Source organism: Acidovorax sp. 59 (assembly GCF_002754175.1).
In the GTDB taxonomy this organism is placed as follows: Bacteria; Pseudomonadota; Gammaproteobacteria; order Burkholderiales; family Burkholderiaceae_C; genus Acidovorax; species Acidovorax delafieldii.
In genome coordinates this window covers 3884660-3899155 of the sequence record NZ_PEET01000001.1, presented here as the reverse complement: position 1 = coordinate 3899155, position 14496 = coordinate 3884660, and the positions used below count along the sequence as shown (strand labels likewise).

Annotated in this window: 9 protein-coding genes; 7 read left to right on the top strand and 2 right to left on the bottom strand. The window is 56.5% G+C overall.

Features of this window, described 5'->3' with window-relative positions; genetic code table 11:
• The first annotated feature begins 9 nt into the window (after window positions 1-9).
• From gspD to CLU87_RS17680, 7 genes are all read left to right on the top strand, one after another.
• Window positions 10-2355, top strand: a complete 2346-nt coding sequence (gspD, locus tag CLU87_RS17710; RefSeq protein ID WP_233193811.1) for a type II secretion system secretin GspD — start codon at window positions 10-12, stop codon at window positions 2353-2355.
• 406 nt (window positions 2356-2761) lie between these two features.
• Window positions 2762-3187 (top strand): hypothetical protein, encoded by a 426-nt coding sequence (locus CLU87_RS17705; RefSeq protein WP_143227293.1) that lies wholly within the window; start codon window positions 2762-2764, stop codon window positions 3185-3187.
• A gap of 298 nt (window positions 3188-3485) precedes the next feature.
• Entirely contained in the window at window positions 3486-5132 is a 1647-nt protein-coding gene (locus CLU87_RS17700; RefSeq protein ID WP_099731292.1) for a cell surface protein, read from the top strand.
• Window positions 5133-5323: 191 nt separating this feature from the next.
• Entirely contained in the window at window positions 5324-6235 is a 912-nt protein-coding gene (locus CLU87_RS23550) for a peptidylprolyl isomerase (protein WP_233193810.1), read from the top strand.
• A gap of 140 nt (window positions 6236-6375) precedes the next feature.
• On the top strand, window positions 6376-7167 hold the full coding sequence (locus tag CLU87_RS17690) for an ABC transporter permease (RefSeq protein WP_099731291.1): 792 nt from the start codon (window positions 6376-6378) through the stop codon (window positions 7165-7167).
• Between the two features lie 47 nt (window positions 7168-7214).
• Window positions 7215-8564, top strand: a complete 1350-nt coding sequence (locus CLU87_RS17685; RefSeq protein ID WP_099731290.1) for an ABC transporter ATP-binding protein — start codon at window positions 7215-7217, stop codon at window positions 8562-8564.
• Window positions 8565-8569: 5 nt separating this feature from the next.
• Window positions 8570-9472 carry a hypothetical protein gene (locus CLU87_RS17680; RefSeq protein WP_143227292.1) on the top strand — a complete coding sequence of 301 codons (903 nt, stop codon included), beginning with the start codon at window positions 8570-8572 and terminating at the stop codon, window positions 9470-9472.
• Window positions 9473-9619: 147 nt separating this feature from the next.
• On the opposite strand, the gene CLU87_RS17675 is transcribed toward CLU87_RS17680, so the two are convergent.
• Window positions 9620-10072 (bottom strand): hypothetical protein, encoded by a 453-nt coding sequence (locus CLU87_RS17675; protein ID WP_143227291.1) that lies wholly within the window; start codon window positions 10070-10072, stop codon window positions 9620-9622.
• Between the two features lie 191 nt (window positions 10073-10263).
• On the bottom strand, window positions 10264-14079 hold the full coding sequence (locus CLU87_RS17670; RefSeq protein WP_099731287.1) for a methyltransferase domain-containing protein: 3816 nt from the start codon (window positions 14077-14079) through the stop codon (window positions 10264-10266).
• Window positions 14080-14496 lie beyond the last annotated feature (417 nt).

The following is a 14496-nucleotide window of genomic DNA, read 5'->3' as shown; positions in this document are numbered from 1 at the left end:
ATTTCGACCATGGATCAATTCAAACGGCTGGCAGTTGCATGCCTTTCCGTGTATGTGGGCGTGACCTTTGCCCAGTCACCAGAACAACTCCCGCAACCGGCGGATGCGGCTCCCAGCGTGGAACCCCGAATCATGCGCGGCAATGACACCGTGATAGCCCCCCCCCGCGCCACCACGGCACTGCCTGTGGGCGCGACGGGCTTCAAGTTTGAAGAAGCGCCCATCGCAGAGTTTGCGACCATCGTCCTGAAAGACGTGCTCAAAGCCGACTATGTCCTGCATCAACCACTGACGGGCTCTGTCACTCTGTCCACCAATGGCGATATTTCTCCGGATCAGGCCGTACTCTTGCTCGAAAGTGCTCTGCAAGCCAACGGGCTTGTCATGGCACGAGACACGCGTGGCACCTACCATGTCGGCAAGGCGGAGGCTGTGCGAGGCATCGTGCCGGCGGTGCGCCAGGCTGTGGCCGGGGCGCCGCTGCCGCCTGGCAGCGGCGCCATCGTGGTAAGGCTCAACTACATTGGTGCATCAGAAATGGCCGCCATATTGCGCCCCATGGCGCCGCCTGAGGCCATTGTCCGGGTGGACAACCTGCGAAATCTCCTGGTGCTTGCCGGTACCCGCACGCAGGCCGAGGGATGGTTGGACCTCGTCAACACCTTTGACGTTGATCTTCTTAAAGGTATGTCGGTGGGGGTGTTTCCGCTCAAGTATGTGTCTGTCAAAGAGGTAGAGGCCGCGCTGTCTATTTTGGGAGGGGGCTCTGGTGCTGCGTCCTCTGTCGTATCTGGCGGCGCGGCGGGCAGCTCGACGGCTACGGCGCGCCCTAGCGCAAGCGCGGGTGGTGTGGTGCCATCTGGTGGTATGGCAGAGTCCAATCCCCTCTTCGGCGCGTTCCGTGTGCTGCCGATGGAGCGACTCAACAGCATTTTGGTGGTCACCCCCCGGGCGGCCTACCTGGATGAAGCGCGGCGTTGGATTGACAAGCTGGATCAGCCAGGAGGCAACAGCACGGAGCCCCAGTTGTTCATCTATCAAGTGCAGAACGTCAACGCCCGCCATCTTGCGTCGGTATTGAGCGGCATCTTTGGCGGCACTGCCGCACCAACGAACAGCGCATTTACCAACACCGGCGTTGCGCCTGGCTTGGGTAATGCGACTGGCATGACATCAGGGTTTGGTGCATCCTCCACACCCAACAGTGTTTTTGGTGGCACCAACTCAGGCCTCTATGGCAGCAACCTGGGTAACAGCACAGGCATACGCAGCGGCAGCACGTTCTCTGGCGCAGGCGGGGGCACGCTGAGTGGTCGCAGTGTGGGCTCGCTGGGTAACACAGCCGCTACAGCAACGCAAACCCAGGGCGCAGCGGTGGCAACCCTTGGAAGCATACGGGTGATGGCCGATGAGCTAAACAACTCTCTGCTCGTGTGGAGCACCAAGGCCGAGTACGCAAAGATCGAAGCCACGCTCAAGCGTCTTGATTTGCCGCTGACCCAGGTGCTGATCGAAGCCAGCATTGTCGAGGTCACGTTGAATGACGACCTCGAATATGGCCTGCAATGGGCGTTTAGCGACAGCCGTGCCAACACTGGCTACACCGGCAGCGGTGCGTTGAGCACCAGCGCGGGCGGTGTGCTGGGCGGTGCGCTTGCAGGTTTCTCTTACACGCTCAAAAACCCGGCTGGCAATGTGCGTGCAGTGCTCAATGCATTGTCTAAGAAGACGATGGTCAAGGTCATTGCCAGTCCATCTTTGATGGTGCTGGACAACCATATGGCTTCCATTGCCGTGGGCACGCAAACTCCCATTCAGGCTGGCGAAACCGTAACTAGCGACGGCATTGTGCGCACTAGCATCCAATACAAGGACACAGGCGTCAACCTTATGGTGACGCCTTCAGTGAACTCTGGCAATGTAGTCACCATGCAGGTAGATCAGTCCGTCACAGACGTGGGACAAAAAGACGAGGTCAGCGGCCAGCGGGCCTTTTTGCAGCGCCAGTTGTCCAGCAAGCTTGCCGTGCGCTCTGGCGAGTCCATTGTGATGGGGGGCTTGATTCAGAGTAACAACACCACGTCTAAATCGGGAGTCCCCATCCTGCACAGCATTCCCGTTTTAGGCAATTTGTTTGGCTCAACCTCCAACATTGGCAGCAGGACGGAACTGCTTGTGGTCATAACCCCGCGCGTGGTGCGTACCGACATCGATATCCGAGAGGTAAGCGACGACCTGCGCGAGCGCATGCGTGGCCTAGCTCCAGCCGTAGGTACACCGCAGCCTCGTTCTGCCCCTTCTGCCCCTCAGGGTGTTGGGATGTCTGACGGTAGTGTTACTTCTCCCCGTCAGTAAACCAAGTGGTGGCGTTCAGAGTACATCGGGCGCGTCCCAAAGTGTTAATTTTGTTTGAGCCAGCGGCGCGTCCGTTCCAAGTAGGCGGGAGCTGTTACTGTGAGGGTTCGGGCCTTCGCGTTTTGGTTTGCTATTGCCAGCAGCTGTTGGGTGTTGCGGCGCTGCGTTTTTTCCAGATACGAAGGAGCTGTTTGGCAGCCAAAGAATTGTGACGTGCTTGGAATGCGGCAGGACGCCGCCATATTCACGTCGCTCTGCACCGGGAGTCGATTGGCATTCGCGTGCGACTGAACATCGCGTCCAATCCTGGGCTTGCCTGTGTCCGGTGCAGCGATCACCCGCCGGGTGGGGCACCATATCGACCAGCGTGACTGATGGATTTATTTGCTAACAAGGAGATTTTGGAATGACAACGATGTCCGCGCTTTCTCTTGCGTGCCGCACCTGCGCGGCAGCACTTGTGGCTGCTACAGTGGTTCTTTCGGGCTGCGCAACGACCGCGATGACGCCCGAGCAGCAAACATCTCTGCTGGCGAGCCAACGTTGGGGCTACCTCATTGATGGGCAGTGGCAAAAAGCCTATGACATGCTCACCCCCGCCTATCGCAGTCTGCATGACCTGCGTGAATACCAATCCCAGTTCAAAGGCGCCGTGCAATGGCGGCGTGCCGAAGTGGCTAGCACCACCTGCGAATCAGAAAAATGCGAGGTGCGCATTGAGCTGACTGTTGCCTCGCCCTTTGGGCGTGGCAAAGGCGACACAATCAGCACCTTCTTCACCGAAACATGGCTCAATGAGAGTGGCCGCTGGTACTATTACGAGAAGCCCTGACCGGATACGGCAGTGGTGGATTGTATTGTGGTGGGGGTGTGCTGCGCAGTGTGTTGCACGCGCTCATCTAAAGTATGCGCCGCTGGGCTTGATCTGCTTGTTGGTGCAAGCAATCTGAAGGGAGACTGTCCTATCGAGTGACTGTTTTTAAAGCTCATGCTGTTGCCTGTTGCTTTTTGTGCACAACTCAGAGCGGCTGGTAGTCTCTGAAGACTAATCCTTCAGACCCTGTGCTAACATTTCGAAGCGTAAACAATCCTGGTAGTTGCGCTTACCAACTTTTTTAACGGAGTTATCAATGAAAAAAAGTATTCTCTCTGCAAGCATTGCTGCCATGATTGGTGGCCTTGGCTTGGCTGGTGTGGCTAACGCTGGTGTGCACGTGCCAGCTGCAAACGCTGCCACAACGCTGAGCATCAATGAAGCTGGTACTGGTCACATCTTGGTGGTGCCTTACTTCACGACGCAGGGCACGAACGCAACGCTGATGAACATCACTAACACCGACACCGTGAATGGTAAGCTGGTGAAGGTGCGTTTCCGCGGTGCTTCCAACTCCGACGATATTTTTGACTTCACGCTTGCACTGTCTCCTGGTGACGTGTGGGCTGCCAAGGTGAGTCAAGGCGCAGATGGTCGCTCGCAGCTGGAAACCGCTGATAAGTCTTGCACGTTGCCATCCATCGTTGCAACGCAAAAGAACTCGTTCCCAACTGCTCGTTTGAACCCCGCTCTGACGGATGCTCAAAAGGCCAATGAAACCCGTGAAGGTTACATTGAAATCTTGGCGATGGCTGACATCTTCAAGGCTGGTGTGATTGAGCAGCAGCCAACTGGCGGCACCACTCCTGCAGTCAGCCCATTGTTCACTGCAATCAAGCATGTGAACGGTGTTGCGCCTTGCACGACAACCGTACTGGATACGCTGAAGGCGGACACGACAGCTCTGGGTACCGGCGCTGCAAATGCTCCTACAACTGCCCTGGGTAAAGGTTTGACCAACCCCACCGGCAAGCTGATGGCTAACTGGACCATCATCGACACCGTCAAGACTGCGACGTTCTCCGGTGCTGCTACTGCTGTCCGTGCAACGGGCGCGGGTGCCGCTGACATCAATGCTAACGTGGTGTTCTTCCCGCAGTCTGATGATGCTGCCGGTCCTTCCAGCACGCCAGCCATCGCAATTGACACTGTTACTGCTGATCCTCTGCTGCGCGGTGCTAACCGTGTTGCAACGGACGCAGCTTCTGGCGCCGTGGGCGCAGTTGCTAGCACGACGCCTTTCATCTCGGCTTCGTACTACGATCTGCCTGACCTGTCGACGCCTTACGTGACTGCCGTTTCTGCGACGGCACCTCTGTCACAAGCGTTTGCGCTGACCACGGCTCTGGCTGCTAAGTCGGTGTCTAACGAGTACCTGACGACCACTTCCATCGGTGCTACCACGGATTGGGTGTTCTCTATGCCTACCCGTCGTTACAACGTGGCTGTGAATTATCGTTTCACCAGCCCGCTGTCGACTAACAGCCGCGTTTATTCGGATTGGACGGCTGCTGCTGGTGCTGCTAACTTCTTCAGCGCAACCAACACCTCGTTGGTGAACAACCAAGTGTGCGTGGCAGCTGATACGGGCGCCGCTGGCGTGAATCAGTGGGATCGCGAAGAAACCACGACCTCCAGCCAGTTTGTGATCTCTCCCGGCACCGTGTCTAACATTCGCTTCTGCGGCGAAACCTCGGTTCTGGCCATCAATAATGGCACGAACACTGCTTCTGGCTCGCTGTCCGCTTCGGTGGCACTGCAAAACCTGAATGTGACCGCTAACGAAGGCTGGATCAGCCTGGGTACTTCTGGCTTGGCTAACGCCGGTCTGCCAGTTCTGGGTGCGGCTTTCGCCAAGTCCAGCGCGTTCGGCGCCGTGTGGCCCCACCGCTTCACCCGTTAATTCGGTTGGTAGTGCATAAGACCACTTCGGTGGTTTCTTGAAAAAGGCGGGAATTTTCCCGCCTTTTTTACCTTTTTTGGCCTGTCGCCTGTTATTCAAGGCCACAGGCCAAATTTGTATCTTGTACGCTCACAGACTGCCCACATTTGTTGTCCTTGGGTAATTTTGATTGACTGAATGATCCTTTTTGTATGATCCGCAGCATCCGTTTGTTCAAGCTTTCTTCGTCGGTTACTTTGTTGGCCCTCGCCTTGTCATGTAACGCCGTCTGGGCCCAGAATGCGAAGCCAGCGCCCGCCGTGGTCATCGAGGCGGACGGCGTCAGCATCACGATGCTGGACCTTGAGGCCGAGCTGTCCAAGGCGCCCCCCGATGTGCGGTCCGGTTTCATGCAGCAGCCCGAAAGGCTGGCCCAATTAGCCTCTAACCTGTTGATGCGCCGCGCGCTGGCCAAACAGGCAGAGGTCGCAGGTTTGGCCCAAATTCCTTTCAATCAGGCCGCGCTGCAGCTGGGTAAGGACCGCGTGTTGTCGGATATTCAATTGGCCCAGCTAGACCAGTCCAATCGACCCAGCGACATGGTGCTGGAGCAACGGGCCCGCGACGTTTATCGTGCAGAAACCAAGCGGTTTGAAATTCCAGAAGAAGTCAAAGCCAGTCATATCCTGGTTCTTGCCACGGAAGAAAATGCCGAAGCCAAGGCGGCGGAACTGTTGGCGGACCTCAAGGGGGGTAAAGATTTTGCAGAGCTAGCCAAGGCAAGCTCGCAAGATCTGGGCAGTGGTTCCAAAGGAGGTGATCTGGGCTTCTTTGTGCGTGGCCGCATGGCCAAGCAGTTTGAAGAGGTCGCCTTTCAGCTCAAGGTGGGTGAACTTAGCGGTCTGGTCAAAACCCAATTTGGCTATCACATTATCAAGGTGACGGACCGCAAAGAGGCCGGCAAGCAGCCGTTTGAAGAGGTTCGGAGTGCTTTGCTGCAAGAGGTGACGCAAAAGATACTGACTGAAGGGCGCATCAAAGCAGGTCAACAGATCATGCAGCGTGCAAAGGCGCACCCAGAAGTTCTAGAAGCCTATGTGGCGAACCAGCAGCCGGGTAAGTAACGCTGCGCGTCCTATGTTGGTTATGTCTTGTGTGATGCGCAGTCGGCAGTCGTTGATTGAACGTAAAAAATGACTGTAACGACAGTAATCAGGCTGGCCTTTGCGTTCGCCGCCTATAACGAATAGAACATCAGTACAACATGTGGCAAAACTTGCGTGCAGCATGGGCAATGCGTGCCATGCTGAGCGTCATGGTGTGGCGCGAATTGGCTGCGCGCCACTCGGGCACAGCCGGGGGGCTTGCATGGGTCTATGTGCAGCCACTGTTGACGGTGGCTGCGTACTACCTCGTGTTTGACGTAGTGTTTGCCATGCGCCTGGGCGATGCGGCTCCCACCAAGGCCGTAGGAACGTTCCTCATTGTGGGTATGTTGCCATGGCAAGCGTTTTGCGAGGCTGTAGGCCGTGGCACCAGCAGCCTCATCGATTCGGGTCACTTGCTGCAAAAAAATGCGCTACCTCCTGTGCTGATGGTGCTGCGCACCGTTCTGGCCAGTGCTGCGGTGTATATGCCTCTGTTGGTGTTATTGGCCCTGGCGTACGTGCCATTGCACCGTGGAGCCTTGGCGCTGGTAAGCCTGCCGCTGCTGGTCGTCACGCAATTTGCGCTGGTCTTTTTACTGGCCTATATATTGGCCATCATGGCGGCGGCATTGCGTGACACGGTACAAATCGTCACGTTTGCTTTGTCCGTGGGTGTGTTTTTGTCGCCTATCTTGTTTCCGGTAACGCTATTCCCTGCGGACTGGCGCTGGCTACTGTGGCTCAACCCCATGACCGCGTGGGTGTTGGCCTACCAAAACGTTTTGCTGCAAGGCCAGTGGCCCAGTTGGCAGTCTTGCGTTGGCATGGTGGTCTGGTTTGGTGCTGCTTGCGCAGTGTTGTCTCCTTTGCTGCGTCGCAGTCGCGATGAATTGGTGGACTGGCTATGACACAAAGCCCTAATCAATTCGGCCGCCCGCCCGCCACGCCGCACGAAATGGCCGCGGCCTCGGTACCTGTGCTGAATGTGCAAGGGCTGGGCAAGGGCTACAAGCTATACGACCATCCGCGCAAACGGCTACGTGCACTGATCACGGGAGCCTCTTTGCACCGCAGCCATTGGGCATTGCGCAACGTGAGTTTTCGGTTGTACCCAGGGCAGTGTCTGGGCGTGGTGGGCAACAATGGCGCTGGTAAAAGCACTTTGCTCAAACTGCTGGCTGGCACATTGCAGCCCACGGAAGGCTCGGCACAGTGCATAGGGCGTATCACTGCCATCCTAGAGTTGGGTGCGGGCTTTCATCCCGACTTCTCTGGACGTGACAACCTGCGCTTTGCAGGGGGGCTGATCGGGCTCGACGCTGACACCATTGTCGCGTTGGAATCAGAGATCATTGCTTTTTCAGAGCTGGGCAACGCCATCGACCGTACAGTCAAAACCTATTCATCTGGCATGGTGGTGCGCTTGGCTTTCGCTTTGGTGACTGCGGTGCAGCCAGAGTTGCTGATTGTGGACGAGGCCTTGGCCGTAGGCGACCAGAACTTTCAGAAGAAGTGCGTAGAGCGCATAGAGGAATTCCGCCGGAATGGTTGCACCATCTTGTTTTGCTCGCACAGTCTTTACCATGTTCGTCAGCTGTGTGATGTAGCCCTCTGGATGGAGCATGGTCAGGTACGTCAGTTTGGCAGTACAGAGGCGGTGCTCGCCTCCTACGAAGCCAGTTTGCGCCAGCACACCCAGATGGCGCGGAACGCCCCTGGTTTGGAGGACGATGACCAGTCAGTCTCAGGTGGGACGCCGGAGGCATCTTCGGGTGGCCCCCATTCCGCATCCGATGGCAAACACGGGCGTGCAATTGTCGCTGTTGCCGAGGCAGGTGATGGAGCAGGTGACAACAGCAAGAGTGACCAAGTGGGCGTGCCCGGCGCAGGTACTGCCGTAACGTCATCGCACCTCGTGAGCGTTGATGTGGCCAGTCTTGACCAATCCACACCGCCCTTGCTTTGCTCGCCCGATCTAGTGGTGACTGTGCGCGCACACACTGCGCCTGGCGACGTCGCACCCAGCATCGGAGTGATGCTGGAGCAGTCCCATGGCGTAGGCATCACATCGCTAGCCTCGCATGTAGAAGGTGTGGTGCCGCGCCAGTTGGCGGCAGGGCTGTGGGAGATCTCGCTTACCTTCCCCGACTTGCCGTTGCACACCGGCGAATATGTGGTCAGCGCCTACCTGTTTGATGCAAAGGGGCTAGTGGTGTGCGATGAATGGAAGGCGTGTATCACTTTCACGTTTGTTTATCCCACCCAGACTCCGGGACTGGTGCGACTCCCCCACTACTGGAGCTAACGTGCATGAACTTGCATGTGCTGCGTCGCCTTCGACGGATAAGAACTGAGTGTAAGGATGCCATTGAGTTGGTGGCTCTACCCGCGTTGGCTGCGGTGCTGCCGTGGTCGGTCGCATACCGTGTGGCGCGGCGCATATTGATTTGGTTGCCAGCCTACCGCGTAGCAGCCATACAAGCGTTGGCAGAATACAAGGCTCGGTTTCCGGTGTCCGATGAACGCGCATGGCTGATGCATCGCCGTTTGGTGACCTGGACAGACCATGCGGACCATTACCTTGCCAGAACTCAGCAGGACCAATGGATGGACACGCACCTGGATGTTCAAGGCGCGTGGCCTCCCCCAAGCCAAGCTGCAATGTTGTTCACTTTTCACTGGGGCGCGGGCATGTGGGGCCTGCGCCATGCTGCGCGGGGCGGGCTGCTTCCGCGCGCTTTGGTTGCCTCGACCGAGGGGGCTCCTTTCCTGGGGCGCGCCGTGCTGGGGTGGTATGCCCGTGCACGCACAGCTACAGTGCACAAGGCGTTGGGTTGCGAGCCCTTAGATGTGTCTGGCAGCTTGCGGCCTGCCATCAAAGCACTACGGGCTGGGGGCCAAGTACTTGCCGCTATCGATGTGCCTACTGATCAATCAAACAGTGCTGAGCGGATACGGTTGCTGGGCCTTGAAGCTTCGGTGCCGCGTGCGTTGCATCGTTTGGCGGTGGATCACCGCGTCCCTGTTTATGTCTACATCACCGGCTTCGACTTTCAGACCGGTAGGCGTCAGCTCAATATCATTTCCTTGGGTGTTTACGACGAGGTGTCTCCGCTCATCGACGCAGTGTTTGCGGAGCTGGAGGCTGTCCTCCAGCGAGAGCCTGAGGCGTGGCATTTTTGGTCTGAGGCGAAGCGCTTTTTCAAAGGCTAGCACGTCGCACCCATAAGGCTTGGGTGGTTACAAAGTGCGAAGTGCAGGTGTTCGTGTCGTCGAGACGTTCTCCAAAGAGAACCGTACCCAAGCATCTACTCAATGCAGCAATTGATTCAATGCCGGGCTGGTCAATCAAAACGGCGTTCAGAATATCTTGTTGAACCGAAGCGGGCCTAGCGTTGTGAGTGCGGGGCAGTTCATGGTGGAAGATGTACCGGCTCCCGACGACGATGCGCTGGTAACCGTTGCAACGAGGCTTGTGTTGGTAAAGGTGGCATTCAGGCGAACATTGCACTGGTTGAACATCAGTTGACCGCTCAGCGATGCGGTGCTGCCGGTCAAGGTTCCTTGCAGCAGCTGCCATGTGTTCACCTGCCTGGGCATAACTGAGCCAAGTTGAGAGGTGAACAAAACGCCCGACGCGGGAAGAATTTCATACTGCGTAACAATCATTTGATCGGCGTTGGTATGCACAGAAACATACGAATTGGCCGACGCCATGTCTGCGTAGATGCCATCGTAGGGACTGGTGGCAAAGCTTGAATAGGTGATGAAGGCGAGTGCGGCACCTACCACAAAGGATCGGGTAGTTTTCAAATGATTCTCCTGAAAATCGGTGGCAAAAAAGCGATGTTTACAGCGATGAAGTATCAAAAAAGAACCATTTGAAGTCAAAAAATCAATGCCATTGTTGGCTGGATTTTGATCCGCAACAGTCCTCTCATGAGGGGGCGTCGGGTTTTCGGGAATCGGCAGGCTGACGATTCGTCAATCCGATGGCTGTTGGTTCAACGCACAAGCCAGTTCTTTACACGTGTTTGCCAACGAAGTGGCACCCAGCGCGCAGCTTGCCTCAACCCAGGGCTAGAACGGAGGCGAATCACAATAGTCAATAAGGTTCGTCGAAGCGCGAGCGTTGCCTGCTGAGGTTGGGTGCGATTACGCCCCGGCAGAAAAGCCGCCAAGCTCACTGCGTCTAGGTGCGACTTCTCTTCGGTGATGCTCTTTGAGGGTTTCGCGCTACTGATGCTGGTGCGCAGGTATTCGTTGGAATAGTCCCATTGGGGCATGGCTGACTGCCACAAGGGAGCGTATTGTCGACACTGGGGTGCGGGCTTGTCGCCAACCAGATAGTCGCGATGCAGAATTACAAAGAAGTCGAGCCATGCGTCAGTTGTAGTGTCCCAGGGCAATACCCACGACCAACTACGTCCTGACAATCGCTCTGGGAACGCGCCCAAGTCGGACGCGACGATGGGTAGCCCCGCTTGTAGACAGGCACTCAGTGTGTAGCTGTATGTCTCTGGCCATTGTGCGGGGAACCAAGCCAAGTCAGGCTGCAGCCAGTCCAGCAAGCTTGGAAGATCTGCGTCGGCGTATTCACCGTGGACGCTGAGATGCGCTCTGGGTCGGGTCTTAAGGCTGCGATAGCCGTATCCCAACAAATGAAACTCCACCGGTGCATTGGCTTTAGCCGCAGCGATGGCCACCCCTTCGAGAACATCTGCCCCCTTGATGCTGCTGAGTGCGCCTAGGACTACTATTTTCAGGGGCGCGGTGGCAGCACGGCGAGGAGGGCGCCGGACGATGGCTGGCAGTGTGATGCTCCCCATGTCCAGGTGTGGCGCGTGACGAATGTCCGCTTCAGGCACAAACCTCTCCATCCGCATCGCCATGTCTGCGGTGGGGGCCAGGATATGTCGCGCTTGTCGTAAAAAATCGCGACTATTGTTTCTCCAGGTAACGATATTCACACCCCCGGGTGCGGGTGACTTTGCAAGGCAATCTTTGCATTGCTCCACACCCTTCTCGCCACAGTAACGGTTGTGATGATCTGTGAGCGATATCTGTGGGCAATAGCTGTAGTGATCGTGGGCCGTGAAGTCAAATGGAATGCCAAGGCGCTGGGGAAGGCTTTTGATCGCGGCTGAGTGCCCGAGCAGGTGATGAAAGTGCACGAGCGATACCCCAATGGAGCGGAGTATTGACAACAGGGCGTCGAGTTGCTCTTGCACATGAAACTCCAGCGCAAACTCTTCCGTACTCTGGGCCATAGCCAGGCGTACGCGAGAGCCGGGTGTCGGTGTGAGTGTCAACATCACGGCTGACTCACTCAACGCGGTGGCGAGTTCGCGCACATGTCGCAGCGTTCCCCCTGCACGGTCATGCATGACGCATAGGATTTTGGGCAGAGGGTTTGCCTGCAGTCGTGCAATGTCAAGTGCACGGCGGTAAGGTAGCGATGGATCATCTGCGATAAAGCGCATCACAGCGCCTTCATATTCGGGATGAAGGCGCCTCAATGTCTCCATAGCGTCCAATTCACGCTGGCTTTTACTGGCACCGAAACTTACGCCTCCCGAATGTAGTACGAAAGTATCGAGCGCTTGCAGATTGCGCCATCCAAGAGAATGTGCCCTTCGGCAAAAATCATTCTCTTCCCCGTAGCCCTTGCCGAAGTTGGGAACATCAAAAAGTCCCACTGCATTAAGGCAGTCGCGCCGTATATACATGCAAAAGCCAACGCCGGTCGGTACATCTACTGACACCCCAGGGTTGGTTTCTGCTATCAGCGCATCCAGCGATGCAGTGGTGTGACCAGGTACCAGTGCGTTTGGCTCACAAAAGCGTGGATAACTACAGATGGTGGCGTTGTTAGAGAGGGGGGTGACAGTTCCGTTGCGCCCATTTGCATGGGCGGTGGCGCATAACCTGTCCAGCCAATTGTTGGCTACTTCAGTGTCGCTGTTGAGCAGTAGTACATCTGCCTGCTCAGACAGTGCCATGCCGCGGTTGACTGTGCCAACGAAACCCAGGTTTTCTGGATTTTCCAAAAGCAGTATTCGTGGTTCTGACGCCGCAATGTCGCGCAGCCAAGCTGTCACCTCGGGCTCCGGGCTGGCGTCATTGATAACCACCAAGCGCCAGGGTGTCTGGCAAGTGCTGTTGAGCACCGACGTAATGCATCTCTGTGTATCAAAAAGTCCTTTATAGACTGGAACGATAACGTCTACGGGCTGTGCTAGCGACGGTGCGCGCTCGGCCACTTGCCGGGCGGGCGCAGGAGTGGTTGATGGCGATGGCATGTATTTGTTGAGCGCCATCTTCAGGCGTACCAGAGGTCGGGTGAGGCGAAATACGGTTGAGTTTTCAATCCACTGCAGGTGTGTTTGCAGTTCCTCCAGTGAACGCTGGGTTTTGTTTTGCGTGTCGATGAGTGCAGCACGCTCTTGAAGTGCAGTACGTGTTTTTTCTTTCCAGCTGTCATTTTCTTGTCGTGTGTGCACCAGCTCAACTTGCAGAGAATGCTTTTCGGACGCCAATATTTCGGCATGCGTGCACTGTTCGGCATAAGCGCGCCGGATGTCTCGCATTGCGTGGGTTGCTTGAAGATAGTCTGCCGACATAGGCCAACCGACGGTGACTTCCAGCAGCCCCCCTCGGGCGGACAAAATTGCAAGACTGGTCTCATCAATGGGAAGCTCGAACCATGGATCGTCCTCCAGCAACAGCAGCAACGGGACAGAAGTCGGGAAACCAAGCTGGGTCCAATGAATTTGATGCGAGGCAGGGAATGTGCAAACAGCTTCAGACTCCCAATCGCCGCAACCTTTCCACTCCCAAAGAGTGGCACCGAGCGCGTCGGTCACACGCAATGCGTGCAGATGCAGAAATCCTGGTCTATCGGCAGGGTCAAGGCGCAGTGTGAGATACGGCGAAGCGGTGGACGGAGCAATGGCGAATTGGACCGTCTGATGTTGTTTGCCAATGATGCCTGTCGCATGGGCTTTCTGCGCCTGCGTATAGCCTGTCCCAGTGTTCCAGAACAGCTCCATGCTGAATTTTGCTGTTTCTGCCCGAGCGGGCATTGCAATGGAGTTTTCAAAGACACTTGCCTCTACTTTGGAGTCTGCCTTCAGTCTCGCTGTGACGACGAATTGATAGGTCAGCGCATCCGGTTGCGTCAGCAGATAGCGGGCTACAGATGGCGGGATTGCATCGAAGGGTTGGGTGAACTCGGACTCGACAAGCTCTCGCCGCACTGTCTCCGTAGAGGCAACTTGCCAGCCACCCAGTTCCAGAAAATCCAGGAGGCTGCTGCGTGTAAAGAACCGCAAATGCGTTTTGTCGAGCAAGCCTTCATCTCGGTATCTGAATTGGCCGTGCATCAACTCGGCAATGAGGCCTGCGTAGGCTGCGTTGGGAACGGAGATCAACAAGCGCCCTTCGGGCGAAAGCAGGGTCTTGCATTGCTCCAAGACGACAGCAGGGTTCTTGAGATGCTCCAGTACATCAGCACACACGATCACGTCGTAGTGGCGCGACGCAAACGCCGTCAGCAGGTCAAGCGTTTCAAGGTCTCCCTCCACAATCTGCCGGTAGTTTGTTCGCGCAATGTCTGCTTCTGCGCTGTTGAATGTCACGCCATCCAACACGGTGTGACCACGGTTGACGAGCCAGCGCCCAAGGGCGCCCGTTCCACATCCAAGGTCTAAAACGCTCGATCCCGCAGGAATATGGTGAGCCAGAAAATTCAACGATGTGTGCTCGTCTGGCTGAATGTCGCGGGTATAGACGTGGTGTAGCTCTGCAAGGGAAGGCATCCAGGGATTATGCCGTCAGGGCTGATAATGCGAGACCTCTGATCAACGATCACCCCGCAAAGACGCCGCTTGAAGAGTTGGGCAACAAGTGGACGCAGCTTACTCAGGGGGCGCTTTGCGGTGCCTGTTAAAGCGGCGGCTGCAGTAGTTGTGAACGTCTGCGAGGTAGCGGGTTGCTTGAATCCGCAGGTGCCCGCAGAGTGAGGGTAGCGGTCGAAGCTACTAAAAGGTGAGCAACGCCGTTTTTTAGATGAAGAATGAAGAGAGTCGAATGAATCAACGACAGCAGAGTGGGTGTGGTGTGAGGAGGCGCTCTGGGTGGGCTATCGCTTTTACCTGTTCGCTACTCATATGTCTTGCTTTGCTGGGCTGGGGGATGCAACGAGAGTTGACGCGAAAGCGTTTGTTGTTATTGCC

What these genes read in the sequence shown, in the direction of transcription:
- CLU87_RS17685 (WP_099731290.1), top strand. Translation starts at nt 7,215, where the DNA reads ATGGCCGCGGCCTCGGTACCTGTGCTGAATGTGCAAGGGCTGGGCAAG.
- CLU87_RS23550 (WP_233193810.1), top strand. Translation starts at nt 5,324, where the DNA reads ATGATCCGCAGCATCCGTTTGTTCAAGCTTTCTTCGTCGGTTACTTTG.
- CLU87_RS17700 (WP_099731292.1), top strand. Translation starts at nt 3,486, where the DNA reads ATGAAAAAAAGTATTCTCTCTGCAAGCATTGCTGCCATGATTGGTGGC.
- CLU87_RS17680 (WP_143227292.1), top strand. Translation starts at nt 8,570, where the DNA reads ATGAACTTGCATGTGCTGCGTCGCCTTCGACGGATAAGAACTGAGTGT.
- gspD (WP_233193811.1), top strand. Translation starts at nt 10, where the DNA reads ATGGATCAATTCAAACGGCTGGCAGTTGCATGCCTTTCCGTGTATGTG.
- CLU87_RS17690 (WP_099731291.1), top strand. Translation starts at nt 6,376, where the DNA reads ATGTGGCAAAACTTGCGTGCAGCATGGGCAATGCGTGCCATGCTGAGC.
- CLU87_RS17670 (WP_099731287.1), bottom strand. Translation starts at nt 14,079, where the DNA reads ATGCCTTCCCTTGCAGAGCTACACCACGTCTATACCCGCGACATTCAG.
- CLU87_RS17705 (WP_143227293.1), top strand. Translation starts at nt 2,762, where the DNA reads ATGACAACGATGTCCGCGCTTTCTCTTGCGTGCCGCACCTGCGCGGCA.